Origin of the sequence: Methylotenera versatilis 7, from assembly GCF_000799165.1 — a bacterium.
Lineage (GTDB): Bacteria > Pseudomonadota > Gammaproteobacteria > Burkholderiales > Methylophilaceae > Methylotenera_A > Methylotenera_A versatilis_A.
Map to the genome: position 1 here is coordinate 1,440,540 of NZ_JUGF01000002.1, position 22,602 is coordinate 1,463,141.

Sequence of the window (22,602 nt, forward strand, 5' to 3'; positions counted from 1 at the left end):
ACGGATAAAGAAGTTAAACCATGTATAAACACCCACTAATTAACCGCGATAAAATGACACCGCAAGAAGCATTAGATATTTTGATTGAAGGCAATAATCGTTTTATGAACAATTATGTCGTTAATAAAGATATGCAAACGCTGGTGCAAATTATTAAGGAGAGGCAGCATCCGTTTGCTTCTTTTTTAAGCTGCAGTGATTCTCGTGCGCCAGTTGAGTTGTTGTTTGATCAGGCCTTGGGTGATATTTTTAGTGTGCGTTTGGTTGGCGCAATCGCTTCAGATAAAGCGATCGGCTCGTTGGAGTTTAGCAGCAAATATCTGGATAGCAAGCTGATTGTTGTCATGGGGCATACTGGATGTGGCGGCGTAAAAGCCGCGTGTGATGATTTTAAAGATGGCCATATCGGTGAAATCATTAACATGATTAAACCATCTATTCGGCATGAAAAAACCATTACAAACCCTGAAGACCGAACTTCTAAAAACCCCGAATATGTTGAGAAAATTAATGAGCTGAATGTACGTTATCAAATTGATACGATTATTCGCTTAAGTGACATTGTGGCTGAAATGCTGGAAAAACATCAAATCGGCATTATTGGCGGTATGTATGATTTGAATACTGGTAAAGTGAACTTCTTTGAAGATACTTTTGTTTCTTAATCTGACTCCTAATATCTTGATACAAAAAAACCGCTAATTGGCGGTTTTTTTGTATCTGCATTACTGCACAAGAGCGTGAGTACTTAAGAAAGAATCACAAACTAGATTATCGATGACCCTCTTTCGCCATATTGATGCTGTATTTGGGAATTTCTACAACCAGGTCCTCAGTGCCAATGATGGCTTGGCAAGATAAGCGCGAGTTAGGTTCTAAACCCCAAGCTTTATCCAGTAAATCATCTTCCATGTCATCAGAGGCTTCCATGGTTTTAAAGCCTTCACGAACGATCACATGGCAAGTTGTACAAGCGCAAGCCATATCGCAAGCGTGATCGATATCAATCTCATTTCTTAGTAATGTTTCGCAGATTGAATCGCCTGTTTTGGCTTCAATAGAAGCACCATCTGGGCAAAGTTCAGCGTGTGGCAGTACGATAATTTTTGGCATATATGTGTAGTTTCAGTCTAATTGAGGTGTAAATCCAGTTTATAAGTCCAATGAATTTAATTCCTTACCGCTCAGGGCACGTTTAACCGAAGCGTCCATGCGCGCCGCGGCAAATGCTTCTGTTGCGTGGTTGAGTGCTTCAACGGCTTGATTAATCGCATCGGCATTATCAGCGGATGCGATTGCTTGCAGGCGTTGCATTTCAGCTTCAATTGCCTGTTTTTCTTTTAAGCTAATTAGTGCAGCATCTGCAGTTAATGCGGCAGTAACCGCTTCAATAATCGCTCCTGCATCAACGCGTGCTTCAGTCAGCATACGGGCTTTTTTGTCGGCTTCTGCACTGTTAAATGAGGCTTTAAGCATGTTGGTTATTTCGTCTTCACTTAAACCATAAGACGGCTTAACCGTGATATTGGCCTCTATATTGCTGGTGGTTTCGCGTGCTGAAACTGATAATAAGCCATCCGCATCTACAGTAAAAGTCACACGAATTCTGGCTGCGCCAGCCACCATGGGCGGAATGCCGCGCAGCTCAAAACGCGCTAATGAACGACAGTCGCTGACTAATTCACGCTCACCTTGCACCACATGAATACTCATCGCAGTTTGACCGTCTTTATAAGTCGTAAATTCTTGCGCGCGTGCCACTGGCAAAGTGCTATTGCGATGAATAACTTTTTCAGCCAGTCCACCAAAAGTTTCCAAGCCTAAAGAGAGTGGAATCACATCCAGCAGTAATAAGTCTGCATCGCTTTTATTGCCGGCCAAAATATTGGCTTGAATCGCCGCGCCTAGTGCCACCACTTTATCCGGGTCCAAATTGGTTAACGGTGCTTGTTTAAAATATTCAGCCACGGTTTTGCGTATTTGCGGCATTCTGGTCGCGCCGCCAACCATCACAATGCCATTGATGTCTTCAATCGTTAAGCTTGCATCTCTCATTGCTTTACGAATAGGGCTTAATGTTTTTTGCACTAAATTACAAGTTAGCGCAATAAATTCGTTTGTGCTGAGGGTTAAGTCGACGAACTCACCATCGCTTAACATGCAACTGATATTGGCTTCTGCATGTTCTGTCAGCCACTCTTTGGCTTCACGCGCTTTGGTTAATAAAAGCCGCGTATCCTTTGCATTGCGTGGGGAAAGTTTGGCTGTTTCTAAGATCCAACAGAAGATGCGTTGATCAAAGTCATCGCCACCTAATGCAGAGTCGCCATTGGTGGCTAGTACTTCAAATACGCCTTTGGTCAGCTTGAGTATGGAAATATCAAATGTGCCGCCGCCTAAATCGTAGATGACATATGTGCCTTCACTTGCATTATCTAAACCGTAAGCAACTGCAGCGGCAGTTGGCTCGTTCAGCAAACGTAATACATTCAAACCTGCTAGCCGTGCCGCATCTTTAGTCGCTTGGCGCTGCGCATCATCAAAATAGGCGGGCACGGTAATCACCGCGCCGACTAGTTCACCACCTAAAGCTGTTTCTGCACGTGCTTTTAACACTTTTAAGATTTCAGCAGAAATCTCTACAGGACTTTTAACGCCTGCACGCGTTTCAATTTGCAGCATGGTCGTTTGAGGCGCACCAGTTGCTTCTATAAATTTGTAAGGCAACTCAGATGCATCAATATCTTTTAAACCGCGCCCCATAAAGCGTTTAGCAGAAACGATGGTGTTATGTGGGTCCAGATTTTGCTTTTTCTGTGCGTCAAAACCGACTTCTATCATATGGTCAGCAGCATAGTGCACGACGGAAGGTAAGAGGGTGTGACCATGTTCGTCTGGTAACACACTACTTAGGCCGCTGCGTACGGTGGCAACCAGTGAGTTGGTTGTACCTAAATCAATACCAACAGCCAATCTATGCTGATGCGGTGCGGCACTCATGCCAGGTTCGGAGATTTGCAACAATGCCATCTAACTAGTTCTCTATCTGTTCAATTACTTTATTAATATCGGCACAAACTTTGTCGATAAAGATCAGTTTGCGTGTTGCGTCAGTTGCAGAACCATAATCCTGCTTCTCATCAATCAAAGAAATCAAGTCTGAATTTAACGACTTTGCCTCTTGCTTAATTTCGTTGAGCAAGTTATCCACTGCGGCAATATCTTTAGTCGCTTTTGCATCTTCTAAAGCCTCACGCCACTCCATCTGTTGCATTAAAAAATCAGCAGGCATCGCAGTGTTGGTTTCGCTAATTGCGGTAATGCCTTGCAGTTCTAATAAATAACGGGCGCGTGAAGCAGGCTTTTTGAGTGTTTGATACGCTTCGTTTGCCAGCGTAGCCATTTGCATGGATTTCAGTTTCTCAGCTGACATTGCATTTACAAAGCGATCAGGATGCGATTCTGATTGTATCTTGCGGTAATGGCTTTCTAATATAGCTAAATCAATATTAAACGCTGGTTTTATCCCAAATAACTCAAAATAGCTTTGCGTCACACCGTAAAACTTTCGCCGCAACCACACTCATCTTTCACGTTTGGATTATTGAACTTGAATCCCTCATTCAAACCTTCTTTGGTGAAATCTAATTCCGTGCCATCAATATAGACAAGGCTTTTTGGATCGACAATAATTTTAACGCCATGGCTTTCAAATGAAGTGTCTTCATCATTTAAGTCATCCACAAACTCTAAAGTGTAAGCCATGCCAGAACAGCCTGTGGTTTTAACGCCCAAGCGAAGGCCAATGCCTTTGCCGCGATTGGCAAGGAATTTTTCCACACGGTTTGCTGCGGTTTCAGTAAGAGTAATTGCCATTAAAATTATCAGCCTTTCAAAATAATCACTTCTGCATTGCAGAAAAAGGTTGGTTACGCAGTCTCTTTAGCTAATTGTTTAGCTTTAATATCTGCCACAGCAGCTTTAATCGCATCTTCGGCTAATACTGAGCAATGGATTTTTACTGGAGGCAAAGCCAATTCTTCTGCAATGGCAGAGTTTTTAATCGCATAAGCTTCATCAATGGTTTTGCCTTTTAACCATTCTGTTACCAATGAGCTAGAGGCAATCGCTGAGCCGCAACCATAGGTTTTGAATTTAGCATCTTCAATAATGCCGCTGTCGTTCACCTTAATCATCAACTTCATCACGTCGCCACAAGCAGGCGCGCCGACCATGCCGGTACCGACATTGGGGTCGTTTTTATCTAAACTGCCCACATTACGCGGGTTTTCATAGTGGTCTAAAACTTTGTCTGAATATGCCATGGTGTATCTCCTTTATACATTTGAAGTAATTTCAAATGTTAAAACTTAATTTATGTTTAATTTTTAATTAAATTCTAATAAATTATCTAATGCGCCGCCCATTGAACCTTAGACAGATCAATGCCATCTTTAAACATTTCCCATAGTGGGGATAGTTCTCTTAATTTACCAATTTTACTTTTCATTAACTCAATCGTGTAATCCACATCGGCCTCCGTAGTAAATCGACCAATTGAAAAGCGGATTGAGCTATGTGCCAATTCGTCATTGCGACCTAACGCGCGCAATACATAACTGGGTTCCAAACTTGCTGAAGTACAAGCCGAGCCACTGGATACGGCAATGTCTTTAACCGCCATAATGAGTGACTCACCTTCAACATAGTTAAAGCTGATATTTAAATTATGTGGAATGCGATGTTCTAAATCACCATTCACATAAGTTTCTTCAATGGTTTGCAAGCCATGCAATAACTTATCGCGCAATTTGCGAATGCGAGCGTTTTCAAACTCCATTTCTTCACGTGCGATACGGAACGCTTCGCCCATGCCCACAATTTGGTGCGTGGCTAATGTACCGGAGCGCATGCCGCGCTCATGGCCGCCACCGTGCATTTGCGCTTCGATACGGATACGTGGTTTACGACGTACATATAAAGCACCTACGCCTTTTGGGCCATAAGTTTTATGCGCACTAAAGCTCATTAAGTCTACGGGTAGTTTTTCCAAATTAATGGCTACTTTGCCTGTTGCCTGTGCAGCGTCCACATGGAAAACTACATTGTTCTCACGGCAGATGTTGCCCAGTGCTTCGATATCCTGAATCACGCCAATTTCGTTATTCACCAACATCACGCTGGCTAAAACCGTGTCAGGCTGAATCGCCGCTTTGAATTTAGCTAAATCCACCAAACCGTTTGGTTCAGGTTGTAAATAAGTGGCAGTAAAGCCAACGCGTTCCAACTCGCGCACCGTGTCAATTACCGCTTTATGTTCCGTAGCAATGGTCAGAATGTGCTTGCCTTTAGTTGCTGCATAAAAATTAGCTGCGCCTTTAATGGCTAGATTGTTGGACTCTGTCGCGCCGGATGTCCAGACGATTTCGCGCGGGTCTGCCCCGACCAGTTTGGCGACTTCCTCGCGCGCGATCTCAACTGCTTTTTCAGCAGTCCAGCCAAACGGATGGCTGCGGGACGCAGGGTTGCCAAAATGTTCCGTAATGAACGGAATCATTTTTTCTGCCACACGCGGGTCAACCGGGGTGGTTGCAGAATAATCTAGGTAAATCGGTTGTCTTTCTGACATTTAGTTACTTTCTCAAAAATTATCTAAATACTTTTTAAACGCTTAACTCTTTAAATACTTAAGTCATTATTTACTAGAATTTAAGCGGACATTGCGGTCAAGTTTCTTAATCGCGCCAATTCATTTCCAAGAGCAGCTAAAAATTGCTGTATCTGCTCCATGGTGTTGCTTAGACCAAAACTCACGCGTACAGCGCCACGCGCCAAATCTGCATCTATGCCCATCGCCAGTAATACATGGCTGGGTTCTTTAGTGTCGCTAGAGCAGGCGGAGCCGCTGGCGACTGCAAAACCTTTGCGATCTAGTGCCATTACCAAGGTTTCGCCATCAATATTAGGGAAGGCGAAAAAGCTGGTGTTAGGAATACGATTTGCATGGTTAGCAAATAAATGAGCACCCAGTTTTAATAACCCAGCTTCACAAAAGTCACGCAGGCTTTGCGTATGCGCTGCAAACGCATTTAAATTCTTAATGGCTAATTCACATGCAACACCAAAACCAACAATCGCTGCCAAATTTTCTGTACCGCTACGCAAGCCTCTTTCTTGCCCTCCGCCATATAGTAAAGGCTGAATATCCAGGCGTTTATCCAAAATCAATGCGCCAGCACCAAGTGGCCCGCCAATTTTATGGCTGGATACTGTCATCGCATGTACATTTAAACCGGCAAAATCAACCGGAATTTTGCCTAAGCCTTGCACTGCATCTGTGTGTACAAAAGCTTTGTGCTGAATGGCCAAATCTGCGACTGCAGCCAAATCTTGTATCACGCCGGTTTCGTTATTCGCCAGCATCACCGATACTAAATTAGTGGGGGTTAATAACAAGTTATGCAAGTGATGCATGTCTAGTTTGCAATCGATATTGACAGCGATATCAATTGCTCGCCACCCGCGTGATTGCATCGCAAGTGCAGGGCGCGATACGCACGGATGCTCCACTGCGCTGGTTAATATTTGCCCATGACATAAGTTGCTCGTGATGCCATGTACTGCAAAGTTGTTGGCTTCAGTTCCACTTGCCGTAAATATTACCTGGCTAGGGTGTGCGTTTACTGCGTCTGCCACTTGCTCACGCGCATGCTCAATTGCTGCGCGCGCTGTACGGCCATAAGCATGGCGGCTAGTCGCATTGCCGTGTTGCTCAACCAAAAACGGCAACATGCTCTCAAGCACTTCCGGCTTGAGAGCAGTGGTGCTGTTATGATCAAAGAAAATGTGCGCCATTGTTTTAAATGCCGATGTTAAGCAGAAGTTTCTTCATACTTGGGTTCAATCCGCGCAGTTCCATTGCATGATTTAGACGGCAAATGACGCGGTGAAAAATGTACTTCGCTGCTTGCTGAACCTTCGTCATTTTGACGCTGGGTTTCTACCATGTCCGCTAAACTTACGCCTGACAGGTAATCTAATATCTTGTCGTTAAGGGTCGCCCATAAATCATGCGTCATGCAACGACCAGTGTCGCGGCAGTTTTCTTGCCCGCCGCATTGCGTTGCATCGATTAACTCATCCACCGCCGTAATAATATTAGAGACTGAAATATCGCTATGTGCCTTAGCCACGCGATATCCACCGCCAGGGCCGCGCACGCTTGTTACCAAGCCTTGGCGGCGTAAGCGACTAAATAACTGTTCTAAATAAGAAAGTGAAATCGCTTGCCGCTCGCTAATGCCAGCTAACGTTACAGGCTTCGCGTTACCGTTAATGGATTCATTCAAAGCGAGGTCTAACATCGCGGTCACTGCAAAACGACCTTTAGTAGTGAGTCTCATAAATTATGTATTAAAGCAACGTGATTAAACATGATAATGTGGCCTGAATTGTATAATAACCTACTAATTTAGTCAATTATTAATCGTTAAAGTTCACAGCTTAGATTAGGCCGATTTTTGCTGGACTTTTAATGTTTTTTGGACGCAAAAGCTTCGCCTAACTCAGTATCGGCATTCGCATCCAACAATGCGGCCAATTGCTTTTTAAGGCTTACAAGCTCTGCATCTTGCTTGCCGGCGTGGTCAAGCAGGCTGTGAATTGCCTTTGTCAAAGCTTCAGGATTAAATGTATCGTTATTAACATCGCCCACGGCGTATGCACTAAAGCCAATTTTTTGCGCAGTTTCATCACGTTTCTTGGCTTTTTCTTCTTCTAGAATACGCGCAGGAATGCCCACAGCAGTGGCGTTTTCTGGCACATCTTTTACAACAACTGCATTGCTGCCGATCTTAGCGTTTTTACCAATCGTAATCGGGCCAAGTACCTTTGCACCAGCCCCAATCACCACGCCTTGCTCTAATGTTGGGTGGCGTTTGCCTTTGTTCCAGGAGGTGCCGCCCAATGTTACGCCATGATACAAAGTACAGTCATCACCAATCACGGCGGTTTCGCCAATTACTACACCCATGCCATGGTCGATAAATACGCGATTACCAATGGTTGCGCCTGGGTGAATCTCAATGCCAGTTAAAAAGCGCCCAATATGAGAAAAAGCGCGACCAAGCCAATAAAGACGAGTTTTCCAAAGCCAGTGGCTAAAGCGATGCAGAATTAACGCATGCACGCCAGGGTAGGTAGTGAGAATTTCAAAATGTGTACGTGCCGCAGGGTCGCGGTCAAAAACAATTGAAATGTCTTCTTTAAGATGGTTAAACATCGATTTTTTTTGACTGAACTTTAAAAGCGGTATTATGCCATAAAAGTTAATTGTTGACTAATTTAGTAGGTTTAATTTTTATAGAATATATGGCTAATTTAACGTTAACTAAATATTGCTTGTTTTTAAAGTCAAACCTATTATCTTAAGTTAGGTTAATAAAACAAATAATAATGATCATGTGCTTTTTACTGCAAATAAAATCTCAGATTCAACAAGCCTATAGCCCTTCTTTTTGCTTATGCATGGTTGGTGATGCATAACACTAACTTTACCATTGGCATGCTAGTCGCCTTCCAGATGTTCTCAGGTCGATTATCTGGTCCTGTATTACGCTTAGTCGGTTTATGGCAAGAGTTCCAACAAGCCGATATCGCCGTGAAACGCCTAGGTGATGTCATGAATGCACCAGCAGAACCAATGACACTCATCCCCACCAGAGCCAACGTCAACCAAGCCACCAATATCACCGTCGATAGTCTCGGCTTTAAATACGCCGATGACTTACCCTGGCTGTATCAAAACCTCAGCTTCAATATTCAGGCAGGGCATTGCGTATTAGTGATGGGCCCAAGTGGCTGCGGTAAAAGCACGCTGGCTAAACTGTTACTGGGTTTCTATCAGCCACAGCAAGGCAATATCAAACTCAACGGTCAAGATATCCGTTATCTCGCTGCGAATGAACTCAGAAACCACTTTGGTGTAGTACCACAAGAAACCGTCATCTTTTCCGGCACCATTTACGATAACCTAATCTTAGCCAACCCACACGCCAGCTTTGAACAAATCATTCAAGCCTGCCAACTGGCAGAGATACACCAAACCATTGAGAAACTACCACAAGGCTACCAAACCACAGTCGGTGAACACGGCACAGGCTTAAGTGGCGGACAGAAACAACGCATTGCCATTGCCAGAGCATTACTCAAACAGCCTAAAGTATTGATATTTGATGAAGCGGTATCCAACCTTGATCAACAAACCGCAGAGCATTTTGCACAGACAGTGAATAAGCTGAAAGGTAAGGTCACTATTCTATTCATCACGCATCAACTGCCCAAGGGATTGCAGGTGGATGAGGCGGTGGTGTTGGGGAAATCTGAAGGTATTGAAACAAAAAATCATAACTCAACTGAAGTTAAAAGCGTAGTTAAAGAGTGAAATACATGAATGATAGTGAATGGGGTATGAAGCTATGATAGATAGAATTAATAGAACTTGCGCGATGGTGCTAAAAATACATTGGGGATGGTATTTCTTTATTTTCTTTATTTTTTGGACAGTTTTCTTTTACTTACATCCCATTCACAAAAGTGATAAAACATATTTCATATATTCAGGGATTAGCTGGTATGTAATATTTCCATCTGTATTTTTAGTTAGTTGGTGTAAAAATATTTTTTATTCAAAAGAGGATAAACAGTTTTTAGATAATCGAGTTAGGGTTGGTATTCCGGCTACAGACAATTATTTTTATACAAAAATTAATAGCGACATTAGTAAAAGTAAGAAGTTATTTGGATATCTTTATACGCTACTTAAAGTGGTGGCGTTCGGCGGGATTGGATATGTTTTTGCAATAGGTTTACATCTAAGTAAAGGGTTATAAAATGGCAAAAATTACAACGACTTTTGATGATTTATATCTCCACAAAGAGGAAATTGGGAATGCTTCTTTAGCCCGCGTAGGGCGCACTCGCTTGCAGTGCGCCGAATGAATAATGTGAGCTAAACGAACGTATGGATTATCGTCGTGCATGGCACCCAGGAGGGAGTTACTTCTTTACCGTCAATTGCCTGCAACGCAGCAACAACGATTTACTTATACGACACATTGATACTTTGAAACGGGCAATCTCAACAGTAAAAAAGACCCGTCCTTTCAAAATACACGCTTGGGTGGTGTTGCCTGACCATATGCATTGTGTGATGGAATTACCAGAAGGCGATAGTGATTTTGCAACGCGATGGCGCCTCATCAAAATGTTGTTTTCAAAAAGCATAAGCAAAAACGAATATCGAAGTGAGGTGCGTAAACAAAGACGAGAGCGTGGCATATGGCAAAGGCGGTATAGAGAAGGATTTAATGTATACAGGTTAATTTAATAGATACTGCGCACTGCAAGCGAGTGCATCTTACACGAGCTTATTTGAATATATAAATCAGTGAATGCTATATTTTTAGCAAAATCTCATTTGCCATTTTTTCCATGCGATCAAGGCTGACATCTGCTTTCTGTAAAAAATCGTCATCATACTGATTGGGATTTGCCCAGTGTTTACCTTTAATTTGGCAGCGTTTTGCCAATTTAGTGATACCAATATCCTGCAATTCGAAACCTAAATCTGTCCAGCTAAGGGCTAAACGCGCTTCGGTTTCATGGTTTTGTATTCCCGTCTCTTGCAACTGGCGAATATAAACCGCTGTTTCTCTGGAGGCTTTAATCACACCTCTTAATGCTTTAACTGACTGTTCTTTTCTTAATTTACTTGCGCGGCCTAAATTCGAAAGCCAAGATTTTGTATGTTTTAAAATCTCCCAAATCAGCTCTGAACCCAAAATATCCATAGTCGTCTTTCGGTCGCTTAATATTTATTATGTTTTCTTGGCTCTTGCGTCAGCGTTAAAACGCCTCTTAATAAATTCACTTCTTCTTTTTCAAGTCTTGCACGAGCATAAATTCTACGCAAACGTTCGCTTAATTTTTTAGGCGCGGCGGGGTTTAAATAACCGATATGTAGAAGAGTTTGTTCTAAATGCGCGTAAAAGCCTTCTAATGCGTCATTGGTGGCAAGTTCATTCGCTTCTGTTGCATCAATCTTGCCTTCTAAGATTGCCATGCGTAGCTCATAGCACATCACTTGCACCGCTGAGGCCAGGTTTAAAGATGAGTATTCAGGATTGGCTGGAATCATTGCCAGCATTTGGCAGCAATCCAGCTCTGCATTGCTTAAGCCGCTCATTTCCGTGCCGAATACAAAAGCAATTGGCTGGTTAGTGGCTATTTTGCTAGCCTCTATGGCGGCAACGCGTGCGCCAACCGTTTCATGCGATAAATAACGTTTTCGGGCGCTCATGCCAATTGCAAACGCACAGTCTGTCAACGCTTCGCTTAAAGTTTCAGTCACAATCGCGCGCTCAAGTAAATCGGCCGCACCTGTTGATAACGCTGTAGCGTGCGCATCGGGGAATTTGTCGGGCTTAACCAAATACAAATGCTGCAAGCCCATCGTTTTCATGGCGCGCGCCGCTGAGCCGATATTGCCAGGGTGGCTGGTTTGGCAAAGTACGATACGAATGTTGTTGAAGATGGTAGCGGGAATAATTGATTGGGACAATTTGGGTATAGGCCTATTGATGCTAAAATAGCATTTTAACAGCTCTTCTAAAGATTATTTCGTTATGCATCCAATGCTAATCAATGCAGTAAAAGCCGCTCGCGAAGCTGGCCGTATTATCAACAAAGCTTCCAATGACGTTGGTGCGCTTACCATTCAAAGTAAAGATTTTAACGATTTTGTGAGTGAGGTCGATCGCGGGGCAGAGCAGGCCATCATTGATACACTGAAATATGCTTATCCAGACCACGGGTTTTTGGGTGAAGAAAGCGGTAACACCAATCAGGAATCTGAAAATATCTGGATTATTGATCCGCTGGATGGCACAACTAACTTCTTGCATAACTTTCCGCAATACTGCGTATCGATTGCCTTGCAGCAAAAAGGTGTGCTGACACAAGCGGTCATTTATGACCCAGTGCGCAATGATTTGTTTACTGCGACAAAAGGCCGCGGTGCATTTTTAAACGATAAACGCATTCGTGTTGCTAATCGCAGCAAACTGCAAACAGCACTGATTTCTACAGGATTCCCCTTTAAAGATTTTACGCATTTAGACACTTATATGGCGATGCTGCAAGACATGATTAAAAGTACAAGCGGCATCCGTCGCCCGGGTTCTGCTGCGCTGGATTTGGCCTATGTGGCGGCTGGCTACACTGATGGTTTCTTTGAGCTGAATCTATCGGCATGGGACATCGCTGCTGGCGGCTTGCTGGTGCAAGAAGCTGGCGGCATTGTCGGTGATTTTGAAGGCAATGAAAGTTGGCTGACTACCGGAAATATTGTGGCAGCAAATCCGAAAGTATTCTCTCAAATGCTGCAAGTGTTAAGCCCACACTTAACACCAGCGCAAAAAACCCAGTTTGCCTAAGAATCATTTTTTCAAGTTTAGTTTTCATCGGTTCAGTTTTCTTAAGTTGTTGATCGAATAACATTTAGTGCACTGAATCGGTTTCGTTTAAGCTACAGTTAATAATAAAAGCCATATTAAATAGCTCATCGTCTGCGCTTAACGCAACACGTTGAAAAAAATCGGCTTTATAGTTTTCGTCTGTGGCTAATTTTTCAACATCAAATGGCCCCATCACCTCACGGCAGCGAATTAAAAACTGAGCATACATCTCATATTGGTTATTAATCATTTGTCATGTCCTTTAGGTTTAGATTAAAAAATAAATAACTGCCTACTTGTTTAAGCTATTAACTGCACAACTTATGCCAGATTTCTTTAGGCATCACACTTATCTAATAGACTGATTTGGTTGAATATTTTTTTAACTGCATATTCCTGATGATGAAATATTTACAATTAGTGTCGATAAATTGAACAAATCATCGAAAATGTTTATAAAATAGCCCTCAGCCAATTACCCAGAACACACCTTTGTGACAACTCCAGACAGTACAGAAACTCAAACATCCAATCACACGCCAATGATGCGTCAATACTTGGGTTTAAAAGCGCAACACCCCGATATGCTGCTGTTTTATCGCATGGGAGATTTTTATGAGCTGTTTTTTGAGGATGCTGAAAAAGCGTCACGTATATTAGGTATTACGCTGACTAGTCGCGGCAGCAGTAATGGTGAGCCGATTAAAATGGCTGGCGTGCCGTATCATGCGGCTGAGCAGTATTTAGCGAAGCTGGCCAAGATGGGCGAAGCGGTCGCTATTTGTGAGCAGGTTGGCGATCCAGCCACATCTAAAGGCCCCGTTGAGCGAAAAGTGACGCGCTTGCTCACGCCCGGCACTTTGACTGATAGTGCTCTGTTAGATGAAACACGCAATAATGTGCTATTAAGTATTTGTTTTGGTGAAGGTTTGATTGGCTTGGCGCAATTAAATCTAGCGTCAGGCGCTTTTGTATTAAGCGAAATAGCGCTCGGACAATTAGCACAAGAGTTAGCACGCATTAATCCAGCAGAAATTGTATGTGATGATCATTTGCCGGCAGGTGCGCAAAGTGAGGTGATTAATCAGCACAAAGCACCTAAAAAACGTTTAAGCGCTTGGCAGTTTGATTTTGCAGCGGCTATCGCAGGTTTGACTAAACAGCTGAATACCTTGGATTTAAACGGTTTTGGCTGTGCTGATTTAAAGCCTGCGATTAGCGCCGCAGGTGCGTTACTGGATTATGTAAAGCACACGCAGCGCGCTGCGTTACCGCATATCAATTCAATCAGCGTTGAATCTATTAGCGATACGATTCAGCTGGATTCGGCCACACGCCGCAATTTAGAAATCGATCAAACTTTACGTGGTGAAGCGTCGCCAACGCTATATTCTTTGCTGAACACCACAAAAACTGCCATGGGTGCGCGCTTGTTGCGGCACTGGCTGCATCATCCCTTGCGCAATCAAAACTTAGTGCTTAAACGGCACGATGCTGTGGCTGAGTTGATTCATACATCCAGCTATCAACCGCTGCAAAATCATTTAAAAGTCATTGGCGATATTGAACGCATTACCGCGCGCATTGCGCTAAAAACTGCCCGCCCGCGCGACTTATCTGGCTTAAGCGTCAGTTTGCTGCAATTGCCTTTGCTGCAAAAGCAATTAGTTTCCAGCAAAGCGGTGCTTTTGGAAACGCTGGGCGCCAATCTACAAGCACCAATTGCGGTAGTTAACCTGTTAAACCAAGCCATTAAAACAGAGCCTTCATCTTTGCTGCGCGAAGGCGGCGTAATTGCGGACGGATTTGATGCGGATTTAGATGAATTGCGCAGCATCCAAACGAATCATGGCGATTTTTTACTGCAGTTTGAAGCGGCTGAAAAAGCGCGTACTGGTCTAACCAATTTAAAAGTAGAATACAACAGCGTACATGGCTTTTATATTGAGATAAGCCGTGCGCAGGCCGAAAACGCACCACCAGAATATCGCCGTCGGCAAACGCTGAAGAACGTAGAGCGCTTTATTACGCCTGAACTAAAAACCTTCGAAGATAAAGTGTTAAGTGCCAATGACAGGGCGCTGGCACGCGAAAAAATGCTTTATGAGCAAGTCATTGAAAAGCTGGGTGAATTTATACCTGCTTTGCAAACCAATAGTGGCGCAGTTGCCAGCTTGGATGTTTTGTGTTGTTTTGCCGAACGCGCGCTGGCTTTAAATTATGTGCAGCCACAATTTACCCAAGAGCCAGGTATTAATATCCAAGCGGGGCGACATCCGGTAGTTGAAAGTATTTCTGTTGCCAATAACAGCCAGCCGTTTATTAGTAACGATGTGCAGTTGAATCCTTATCGGCAATTATTATTGATTACTGGCCCAAATATGGGTGGTAAATCGACATTTATGCGCCAAACCGCACTGATTGTTTTACTGGCGCATTGTGGCAGTTTTGTGCCGGCAAATGCAGCTAAAATCGGCGAAATAGATCGTATCTTCACCAGAATTGGTGCGTCGGATGATTTGGCTGGCGGCAGGTCGACATTCATGGTGGAAATGACAGAAACCGCTAATATTTTGCATCATGCGACAGATAAAAGCTTGGTGTTGCTGGATGAAATAGGTCGCGGTACCAGCACGTTTGATGGTTTAAGCTTGGCGTGGGCGGTGGCGAAGCAGATATTAGAAAAAAATAAAAGCTATACTTTATTTGCAACGCATTATTTTGAGTTAACCCGCATTGTAGATGAGGCAAAACAGGCTGCGAATGTGCATTTAGATGCAGTGGAACACGGTAACAATATTGTGTTTATGCATAAAGTTGAAGAGGGCGCGGCCCACATGAGTTACGGCATACAAGTGGCGCAGTTGGCGGGAATTCCTAAAAGTGCCGTGTCGATAGCCAAGCGTAAACTTGCGCAGTTAGAGAATAATCAAATTGCCCAAAACAGTCATCAGCCCGATATGTTTACAGCGGCTATAGAACCAGAACCTCTACCGGCACATCCTTTGATTGAAGCGATGGATTCAATTCAGCCGGATGATTTAACGCCTAAAATGGCATTGGAACTATTGTATAAACTGAAAGAGTTAACTTAAAGATTGTTAATGCGATTTTTAAGTCAATCGGTGAATACAGATGAAATTGAGGCGGGCTGTAGCTACGGTTCTTTTACAAAAGACTGAAGCAGGGAGCCAGCATTGATGATGTGCAATTTACGCATCATCAATGCTGGTAATTAAATATAGGCTCTGTTTTTAGTGATGATGTCCACCGGCACCATGTACGTGCTGATGCGTTACTTCTTCTTTATTAGCGGTACGCACATCGGCAATTGTGGCCGTAAATAATAAACGTTCGCCAGCCCAAGGATGGTTGCCATCAACCACTACTTTGCCATCGGCGATTTCAGTTACCGTGTATAAAATCACTTCACCAGTGTCGTCTTCACCTTCAAATTGCATACCTACTTTAAGTTCTGCAGCTGGGAAAGCGCTTGCTGGCTCGATTTGTACTAACTCCTCATCGTATTCACCAAAGCCATCAACAGGCTCCAGGCTGACTTCCACTACATCGCCCACGTTTTTACCGTGCATGGCTTCTTCTACTTTCGGGAATATATTGTCATATCCGCCATGTAAGTAGGCAACTGGTTCAGTGCTGGATTCCAGCACTTGACCATCGGCATTTTTAAGTTCATAAGTCATGGTAACAACGGTGTTCATGGCGACTTGCATGTTTATTTCCTGAATGATTTAAATTTATCTAAGTTTAGTATTTTAATCTAAAAATGTGACAGTTGTTTGATTAAATTGCTTAGTAATCAATGCTTAGTAGTGGTGTTTTTGGCGCCATTGCCAAGGTGGTATTGGGTTTGCTCGTTTCCATAATCCTAGTTTTTGCCGACGGGATTCTTGCTCAATGACATCCAGTGTGTAGTCCATTGAGTAGCGCCTGTTAAACCATGCATGGCCATTTTTAAGCATGTAAATACTGGCATCTTGATTGTTACACATGAGTTTTCCCAAGTTGCGCTGATATTTGTCTGTACCTGTTATATAAACCTGTACATCGGCATTTTTACACAATTGCATAAGTGCTCGCCGCGCAGTTTTGCCATAGCTTTGATTACGTTCTGGCGCGTCAATATCGGTTAATCGCAGCTTATACTCGCTTAGATTGCCTTTTATCTTAACGGTGTCGCCATCGTAAAAGTAAGTGATTTTAGGCGTTAAGTCAGCAGCATGGGCGCTAAACTTAACACCTAAAATTAGGCAAAAAATAAAAAATCGATGAAAACGCAAAAAACTTAATGACCGTGTTTACTGTCTAGCAGGCTGTAATATTTTGAGGGCTCCAGCACGGTAGGAATCGCTTCATCAAGTAGCTCTGGATAGTCTTTGCTGTAATGCAGGCCACGGCTTTCATGTCGTTCGATTGCACTTTTTACAATCAATTCAGCCACTTGTAATAAGTTACGTAGCTCGATTAAATCGTTGCTCACTCTGAAATTGCTGTAAAACTCATGCACTTCATCGCGCAGCATGTGGATGCGGTGGAGCGCACGGCTTAAGCGTTTATTGGTGCGCACTATGCCAACGTAATTCCACATAAAACGGCGTAGCTCATTCCAAGTATGCGTAATTAGAACCTCTTCATCCGCATCGGTTACACGACTTTCATCCCAATGTGGCAAATAGCTAATTGCTTGTTTTGGCGCGTTTAATATAGCTTTCGCAGCGGCTTGACCAAATACCAAACATTCTAATAATGAGTTGCTTGCCAGCCGATTTGCACCATGCAAGCCTGTGCAGGCAGTTTCGCCGATGGCGTACAGGCAAGCGATATCTGTTGAACCGGTTGAGTCAGTCATCACGCCCCCACAGCTGTAATGTGCAGCAGGAACCACTGGAATAGCTTGTTTGGTAATGTCAATGCCCAGTTCTAGACAGCGCGCATAAATGTTAGGAAAGTGCTCTTGAATAAAGTCTGCAGGTTTGTGTGAGATGTCTAAATACACGCAATCTATACCGCGTTTTTTCATTTCAAAGTCAATCGCGCGCGCCACCACATCTCGCGGCGCAAGCTCTTCGCGCGAGTCGTGCTCTGGCATAAAGCGTGTGCCATCCGGTAATTTAAGCAAGCCGCCTTCGCCACGCACTACTTCGCTGATCAAGAAAGATTTGGCATGCGGGTGATAAAGACACGTGGGGTGAAACTGAATGAATTCCATATTGGCAATACGACAGCCGGCGCGCCATGCCATAGCGATGCCGTCACCCGTGCTGACATCCGGGTTAGTGGTATATAAGTAAACCTTGCCTGCACCGCCTGTTGCTAAAACAGTTTGCTGGGCCGCAATCGTCATTACCTTGCCAGTACTGTTGTCCAGCACGTAAGCGCCTTTACAGGAATCGCCTTTGCCGGAATCTTTTTTTGTGTTCTTATTGAGCTTTTTTTCTGTTATTAAATCAATAGCGATATGATTTTCGAATAGCGTGATATTGGCGTGCTCTCGAATTTTTTGTGTCAGTGTTTTTTGTACCGCTTGACCGGTCGCATCCGCCACATGCACCACACGCCTGTGGCTGTGCCCACCTTCACGCGTTAGATGGAAATGGCTATTGTCGGCCTCACGCGTGAACTCAACGCCTTGGTTAATCAACCATTCAATTGCGGCAAAGCCTTGCGTTGCAACCATGCGCGTCACTTCAGCGTCGCATAATCCGGCGCCAGCAATCAATGTGTCCTGAATATGCTCTTCAATGGTGTCGTCACTATTAAGCACTGCTGCAATGCCGCCTTGCGCCCAACTGCTGGCGCTGTCTGACATTTCTCTCTTGCTGACTAAGCAGACGCGTTTGTGGTCTGCTACTTGCAAAGCCATGGTAAGGCCAGCCAAGCCGCTACCAATAATCAGTACATCAAATTGTTGAGGCATAAAACGAATTCGTAAAATATAAATGTTGATACATAAAACTCATGTGAACGAATGAACTAATAGCAGTTTATCTGTGTCTTTAATCATAAGCTAGCAATATAAAAAATGTGCTGAATGGCAGGATTTAAAGCGATATAACATGCAATATATACACAATATAAAGTGACTAGATATTCTGGAGGATAGAAATGTTACAAACGAGTAAAATTGAAGCATTGTCCCGTTCGAGTTTCGTCGAACCCGCTCCGCAGGCGTATAATAGCGCCTACAAGACGAATCAAAGTGGGAGTGGACAATCAATGGCTGATAAGCCAAACGGCAATGCCTCAATATCGAGTGCTGGCGCGGGTAACCGTGAGCTTGACCAAGCCTTGGTTGAGCGTGCGCAGCAAGGCGATAAAAAAGCGTTTGGACTGTTGGTGGAAAAATACCATCGCAAACTCGGTCGTTTGCTTTCGCGTATGATTCGCGATCAGGCTGAAGTAGAGGATGTCGTGCAGGAGTCGTTTATTAAAGCGTATCGTGCTTTGCATAATTTTAGAGGCGATAGTGCTTTTTATACCTGGCTGTATCGTATCGGTATTAATACCGCTAAAAATTACCTAGTCTCAATGGGGCGCAGGCCGCAAGTATTGCAAGATGTTGAAATCGAAGATGTGGAAAACTTTGAAGACGGCAACGAAATGCGCACCATGGAGACACCAGAAACAGCTTTGATGACCAAAGAGATTGCGCAAACCGTGAATGATACAGTGGCCAGCTTGCCAGAAGAGTTGCGCACCGCAATCACTTTGCGTGAGTTAGAAGGCTTAAGCTATGAAGAGATTGCTACCTTAATGCAGTGTCCAATCGGTACTGTGCGCTCACGCATATTTAGAGCGCGTGAAACAATCGCCGTTAAGCTTAAGCCCTTGTTAGATACGCCGGACGGCAAGCGTTGGTAATTGTTAATAAATAATCAGTTTTAAGTTTAAGTAATTATGTAAGCGTAAAGCAGTTAACGGTTAAGTGATATTGAAAAAACACTACTTTAATTAAATTATTCAGATATTTAAGTATTAGAGGTTATAAAAATGAAAGATCAATTATCTGCGCTTATCGATGGCGAGTTTGATGTGGCGAGTGCCGAACATCTGATTACATCCATTCAGTCTGGCGGCGAAATGGAAAGCTGTTGGCAACACTATCATTTGATTGGTGATGCTATGCGAGGTGATCGCTATTTAAGTTCGGATTTTAGTGCGCGCGTGATGAGCGCATTAGAGGCGGAACCTACCGTTTTGGCACCTAAAGCAGCACTAGATAATCAAATCGAACGCAAAAAATCCCTATTTCAATCGAATCAGTTCTGGTCAATTGCAGCGTCAGTCGCTGCTGTCATGTTTGTCGGAATGATGGTGTTACAACAACAGTTAACCAGCTCTGAGGATATGGCGCCTGTTGAGATGGCGCAAATCGTACCACTTGAATATATCGCGGCGCATCAAGCTGCGGCGCCAAGTGGGGCTGCTTATTATATCCAGAATGTGAATGCTAATATTAACAGTGCAGGACAGTAGTAACTATGTTTCGACTTGCGTTTGCACTAACACTTTCCGGTTTTACACTTGCCAGTTTTAGTTTAAATTCATTTGCAGCCGAAGACGATGCTTGGTTAGTTTTACAAAAAGCTGCTTTAGCCGCACGCGAGCTTAATTACCAGGGTGTTTTTATTTACCAGAACGGTAATCAGGCGCGCTCTGTTCAAATTACCCATATGAATGACAATGGACAGGAGTTAACTCGTAATCTGGTGCTGGATAACGGGCTACAAAGCGGCCAGGCTCGAGAGGTATTCAGTCAGGGCAGTGATATTGTTATTTTTCACCCCCAAAATGACAAGATTATTATTGAAAAGCGTCGCGGGCAAAATCTGTTTCCTGCAATGTTGCCAGTCAATCTGCAACCACTTAAATTAAGTTATATCGCCCGTGTTGGTATGTTGGATTACGTAGCGGGCCGCCAAGCGCAAATTATCGAATTAATTCCCAAAGATGCCTATCGCTACAGTTATAAAATCTGGACAGATACCGAATATGGCTTGCTGGTTAAGATGACTTTGCTGAACGATAAGACAGAAACTCTGGAGCAAATTGCCTTTCAAGAAGTGAACATGCTTAATTCGCACGATTTAAACTGGTTTCAACCTAGAATCGATGCCAGCAAAAATTATGTGATGGAGGATGCAGCATCACTTAATCGTGTACATACCAATTGGATTGTAGCCGAGCTACCGCCTGGTTATATCAAGGTGGACCATATTGAATTAATGGTAAACGGTAAAGCTTCCCCAATTAATCAAATGATTTTCTCAGATGGTATTGCTTCGGTCTCGCTGTTTATTGAACCGATTGTTAAAGGTACGCGAACTAAAACGGGCCACAAATTGGTTGGTTCAACCAATATCTGCGCTAATGTTATTAATGGATATCAAGTGGTGGTGGTAGGCGAAGTGCCTCTTGCAACGGTACAAATGATTTCTAAAGCGGTCAGCTTTAAAAAACAGACCGCTTCAAATAGGTAATCTTAACTGTCATTTAATTCACTAGAGTTTGCTAAATCAGACTGGTTTTGGTGTGGGGTTAAGATGAGCAGTTTTTTGCTATTTAAACAGAAGTAAAATTTTCATAACAATTGATGTCAAGTAAGGAAGAATAGATGTTGAAAAAATGGATTTCTACAACAGCTTTAACGATCACAATGCTGGCAAGTGCGCTTATGTTCAGTGGTGTGAGTCAGGCAGTGATGGCTAAAGATTTGCCGGATTTTACCGAGTTAGCCGAGAAACATGGCGCGGAGGTGGTGAATATTAGTGTGACACAAGTACTGCAGGGCGGTGGTAATGTTGGTATGCCTTTTCCGGGCATGCCGGATGACGAAAATATACAGGAATTTTTTAAACGATTCGGTATTCCAGGTATGCCTCCTGGCCAAGGCGCGCCTGGCGGACAAGACTATAAATCATCTTCGTTAGGTTCTGGCTTTATTATCAGCAGCGATGGCTATATTCTAACCAATGCGCATGTAGTGAATGCGGCAGATGAAGTGCTGGTGAAGTTGTCCGATAAGCGTGAATTTAAAGCCAAAATTATTGGTGCCGATAAACGAACTGATGTGGCTTTGATTAAAATTGAGGCAACTAACTTACCAAAAGTAACTATCGGTGATCCTTCTGCACTTAAAGTGGGGCAATGGGTCGCGGCAATTGGTTCACCTTTTGGGTTGGAAAACACCATGACTGCAGGTATTGTCAGCGCCAAAGGTCGTGCTTTGCCGCAAGAGAATTTTGTGCCGTTCATCCAAACTGACGTAGCGATTAATCCTGGTAACTCTGGTGGACCTTTGTTTAACCTGGCTGGTGAAGTGGTTGGTATTAACTCTCAGATTTATAGCCGCTCTGGCGGTTCTGTTGGGTTGTCTTTTAGTATTCCGATTGACGTGGCGATTGATATTTCCAACCAGCTCAAATCTACAGGCAAAATTACGCGTGGCTGGTTGGGCGTCGCCATACAAGAGTTAACGAAAGAGCTGTCAGAATCATTTGGTATGAAGAATACGAATGGTGCATTGATTGCCGGTGTAGAAAAAGGTGGTCCGGCAGAAAAAGGCGGATTGGAGCCGGGCGATGTGATTACTAAGTTCGATGGTAAGTCGATTGTCACTTCTAGTGACTTGCCACGTGTTGTCGGTGCCGCCAAGCCAGGTAAAGCAGTAGCGGTTGAAATTTTACGTAAAGGCACAGTGAGGAGTTTGAATGTTGCTGTGGGTGAAATGCCAACGGATCCAAATGAGATTATTGCCCCAAGTAAGGCACCAGCAAAAGCGGAGTCCAACAAGATTGGCTTAACCGTAAAAGAGTTAACGCCACAACAAAAAAGAAAACTAAATGGTAAAAATGGCTTAGTCGTTGTTGATAGTATTGGTGCGGCTGCACAGGCAGGTATTCGCCGTGGTGACGTCATTCTGGGTTTAAACAACTCAGAAAGTCAAAGTGTGGAGCAGTTTAATAAACAGATTAATAGTGTGGCAGCAGGTAAAACAGTAGCCGTGCTAGTGTTGCGCGGTGAAAACACCTTATATGTGCCGATTAAGGTGACAAAATAATCGTTT

At 43.6% G+C, this 22,602-nt stretch carries 25 protein-coding genes; 10 read left to right on the forward strand and 15 right to left on the reverse strand.

Annotated elements, in window-relative coordinates; translation table 11 throughout:
* Nucleotides 1-20 precede the first annotated feature (20 nt).
* Nucleotides 21-665, forward strand: a complete 645-nt coding sequence (locus K370_RS11005) for a carbonic anhydrase (RefSeq protein WP_047541531.1) — start codon at nucleotides 21-23, stop codon at nucleotides 663-665.
* Between the two features lie 106 nt (nucleotides 666-771).
* On the opposite strand, the gene fdx is transcribed toward K370_RS11005, so the two are convergent.
* The 9 genes from fdx to cysE all read right to left on the reverse strand — a co-directional run bounded on the left by fdx (nucleotide 772) and on the right by cysE (nucleotide 8,281).
* Nucleotides 772-1,113 (reverse strand): ISC system 2Fe-2S type ferredoxin, encoded by a 342-nt coding sequence (gene fdx / locus K370_RS11010; RefSeq protein ID WP_047541533.1) that lies wholly within the window; start codon nucleotides 1,111-1,113, stop codon nucleotides 772-774.
* A 39-nt stretch (nucleotides 1,114-1,152) separates the two neighbouring features.
* On the reverse strand, nucleotides 1,153-3,030 hold the full coding sequence (hscA, locus tag K370_RS11015) for a Fe-S protein assembly chaperone HscA (protein ID WP_047541535.1): 1,878 nt from the start codon (nucleotides 3,028-3,030) through the stop codon (nucleotides 1,153-1,155).
* A gap of 4 nt (nucleotides 3,031-3,034) precedes the next feature.
* The gene (gene hscB / locus K370_RS11020) at nucleotides 3,035-3,556 is read right to left on the reverse strand and encodes a Fe-S protein assembly co-chaperone HscB (protein ID WP_047541537.1); all 522 of its coding nucleotides are present in this window, start codon (nucleotides 3,554-3,556) and stop codon (nucleotides 3,035-3,037) included.
* On the reverse strand, nucleotides 3,553-3,876 hold the full coding sequence (iscA, locus tag K370_RS11025; RefSeq protein ID WP_047541539.1) for an iron-sulfur cluster assembly protein IscA: 324 nt from the start codon (nucleotides 3,874-3,876) through the stop codon (nucleotides 3,553-3,555). Before iscA ends, hscB begins: the two co-directional genes overlap by 4 nt.
* Nucleotides 3,877-3,929: 53 nt before the next feature.
* A complete protein-coding gene (gene iscU, locus K370_RS11030) occupies nucleotides 3,930-4,325 on the reverse strand; it encodes a Fe-S cluster assembly scaffold IscU (RefSeq protein ID WP_047541541.1) in 396 nt (131 codons plus the stop codon).
* Between the two features lie 86 nt (nucleotides 4,326-4,411).
* Nucleotides 4,412-5,629: an IscS subfamily cysteine desulfurase gene (locus K370_RS11035; protein WP_047541543.1), complete on the reverse strand. Its 1,218-nt coding sequence runs from the start codon at nucleotides 5,627-5,629 to the stop codon at nucleotides 4,412-4,414.
* A gap of 80 nt (nucleotides 5,630-5,709) precedes the next feature.
* On the reverse strand, nucleotides 5,710-6,855 hold the full coding sequence (locus K370_RS11040) for a cysteine desulfurase family protein (RefSeq protein WP_047541545.1): 1,146 nt from the start codon (nucleotides 6,853-6,855) through the stop codon (nucleotides 5,710-5,712).
* Between the two features lie 17 nt (nucleotides 6,856-6,872).
* On the reverse strand, nucleotides 6,873-7,403 hold the full coding sequence (locus K370_RS11045) for a Fe-S cluster assembly transcription factor (RefSeq protein ID WP_047541547.1): 531 nt from the start codon (nucleotides 7,401-7,403) through the stop codon (nucleotides 6,873-6,875).
* Between the two features lie 128 nt (nucleotides 7,404-7,531).
* Entirely contained in the window at nucleotides 7,532-8,281 is a 750-nt protein-coding gene (cysE, locus tag K370_RS11050; RefSeq protein ID WP_047541548.1) for a serine O-acetyltransferase, read from the reverse strand.
* 255 nt (nucleotides 8,282-8,536) lie between these two features.
* On the opposite strand from cysE, the gene K370_RS11055 reads away from it, so the two are divergent.
* The 3 genes from K370_RS11055 to K370_RS12140 all read left to right on the forward strand — a co-directional run bounded on the left by K370_RS11055 (nucleotide 8,537) and on the right by K370_RS12140 (nucleotide 10,387).
* Entirely contained in the window at nucleotides 8,537-9,442 is a 906-nt protein-coding gene (locus K370_RS11055; protein WP_235272738.1) for a peptidase domain-containing ABC transporter, read from the forward strand.
* A 34-nt stretch (nucleotides 9,443-9,476) separates the two neighbouring features.
* Entirely contained in the window at nucleotides 9,477-9,890 is a 414-nt protein-coding gene (locus K370_RS11060; RefSeq protein ID WP_160255844.1) for a hypothetical protein, read from the forward strand.
* Nucleotides 9,891-10,021: 131 nt separating this feature from the next.
* A complete protein-coding gene (locus tag K370_RS12140) occupies nucleotides 10,022-10,387 on the forward strand; it encodes an REP-associated tyrosine transposase (protein ID WP_081977204.1) in 366 nt (121 codons plus the stop codon).
* A gap of 67 nt (nucleotides 10,388-10,454) precedes the next feature.
* Here the strand turns inward: K370_RS12140 and K370_RS11065 are convergent, their stop codons facing one another.
* A complete protein-coding gene (locus K370_RS11065) occupies nucleotides 10,455-10,850 on the reverse strand; it encodes a hypothetical protein (RefSeq protein WP_047541553.1) in 396 nt (131 codons plus the stop codon).
* Between the two features lie 17 nt (nucleotides 10,851-10,867).
* Entirely contained in the window at nucleotides 10,868-11,608 is a 741-nt protein-coding gene (locus K370_RS11070) for an RNA methyltransferase (protein ID WP_047541997.1), read from the reverse strand.
* A gap of 76 nt (nucleotides 11,609-11,684) precedes the next feature.
* Here K370_RS11070 and K370_RS11075 point away from each other — a divergent pair, with 76 nt between their 5' ends.
* Entirely contained in the window at nucleotides 11,685-12,494 is an 810-nt protein-coding gene (locus K370_RS11075; RefSeq protein ID WP_047541554.1) for an inositol monophosphatase family protein, read from the forward strand.
* A gap of 64 nt (nucleotides 12,495-12,558) precedes the next feature.
* Here K370_RS11075 and K370_RS11080 read toward each other — a convergent pair whose 3' ends face one another.
* The gene (locus tag K370_RS11080; RefSeq protein ID WP_047541556.1) at nucleotides 12,559-12,765 is read right to left on the reverse strand and encodes a hypothetical protein; all 207 of its coding nucleotides are present in this window, start codon (nucleotides 12,763-12,765) and stop codon (nucleotides 12,559-12,561) included.
* A 292-nt stretch (nucleotides 12,766-13,057) separates the two neighbouring features.
* On the opposite strand from K370_RS11080, the gene mutS reads away from it, so the two are divergent.
* Nucleotides 13,058-15,610, forward strand: a complete 2,553-nt coding sequence (gene mutS, locus K370_RS11085) for a DNA mismatch repair protein MutS (protein WP_052185244.1) — start codon at nucleotides 13,058-13,060, stop codon at nucleotides 15,608-15,610.
* A gap of 159 nt (nucleotides 15,611-15,769) precedes the next feature.
* Here mutS and K370_RS11090 read toward each other — a convergent pair whose 3' ends face one another.
* The 3 genes from K370_RS11090 to nadB form a co-directional block, all read right to left on the reverse strand.
* Nucleotides 15,770-16,249, reverse strand: a complete 480-nt coding sequence (locus tag K370_RS11090) for an FKBP-type peptidyl-prolyl cis-trans isomerase (protein ID WP_047541559.1) — start codon at nucleotides 16,247-16,249, stop codon at nucleotides 15,770-15,772.
* A 93-nt stretch (nucleotides 16,250-16,342) separates the two neighbouring features.
* Entirely contained in the window at nucleotides 16,343-16,816 is a 474-nt protein-coding gene (locus K370_RS11095; protein WP_047541560.1) for a thermonuclease family protein, read from the reverse strand.
* Between the two features lie 5 nt (nucleotides 16,817-16,821).
* Entirely contained in the window at nucleotides 16,822-18,453 is a 1,632-nt protein-coding gene (gene nadB / locus K370_RS11100) for an L-aspartate oxidase (protein ID WP_047541562.1), read from the reverse strand.
* A gap of 188 nt (nucleotides 18,454-18,641) precedes the next feature.
* Between nadB and rpoE the strand changes: the two genes are divergently transcribed.
* The 4 genes from rpoE (at nucleotide 18,642) to K370_RS11120 (ending at nucleotide 22,596) form a co-directional block, all read left to right on the forward strand.
* The gene (gene rpoE / locus K370_RS11105) at nucleotides 18,642-19,397 is read left to right on the forward strand and encodes an RNA polymerase sigma factor RpoE (RefSeq protein ID WP_047541564.1); all 756 of its coding nucleotides are present in this window, start codon (nucleotides 18,642-18,644) and stop codon (nucleotides 19,395-19,397) included.
* Nucleotides 19,398-19,526: 129 nt separating this feature from the next.
* Nucleotides 19,527-20,012, forward strand: coding sequence for a sigma-E factor negative regulatory protein (locus K370_RS11110; RefSeq protein WP_047541565.1), 486 nt, complete (start codon nucleotides 19,527-19,529; stop codon nucleotides 20,010-20,012).
* Nucleotides 20,013-20,017: 5 nt separating this feature from the next.
* A complete protein-coding gene (locus K370_RS11115; protein ID WP_047541567.1) occupies nucleotides 20,018-21,016 on the forward strand; it encodes a MucB/RseB C-terminal domain-containing protein in 999 nt (332 codons plus the stop codon).
* A gap of 134 nt (nucleotides 21,017-21,150) precedes the next feature.
* On the forward strand, nucleotides 21,151-22,596 hold the full coding sequence (locus K370_RS11120; protein WP_047541568.1) for a DegQ family serine endoprotease: 1,446 nt from the start codon (nucleotides 21,151-21,153) through the stop codon (nucleotides 22,594-22,596).
* Nucleotides 22,597-22,602 lie beyond the last annotated feature (6 nt).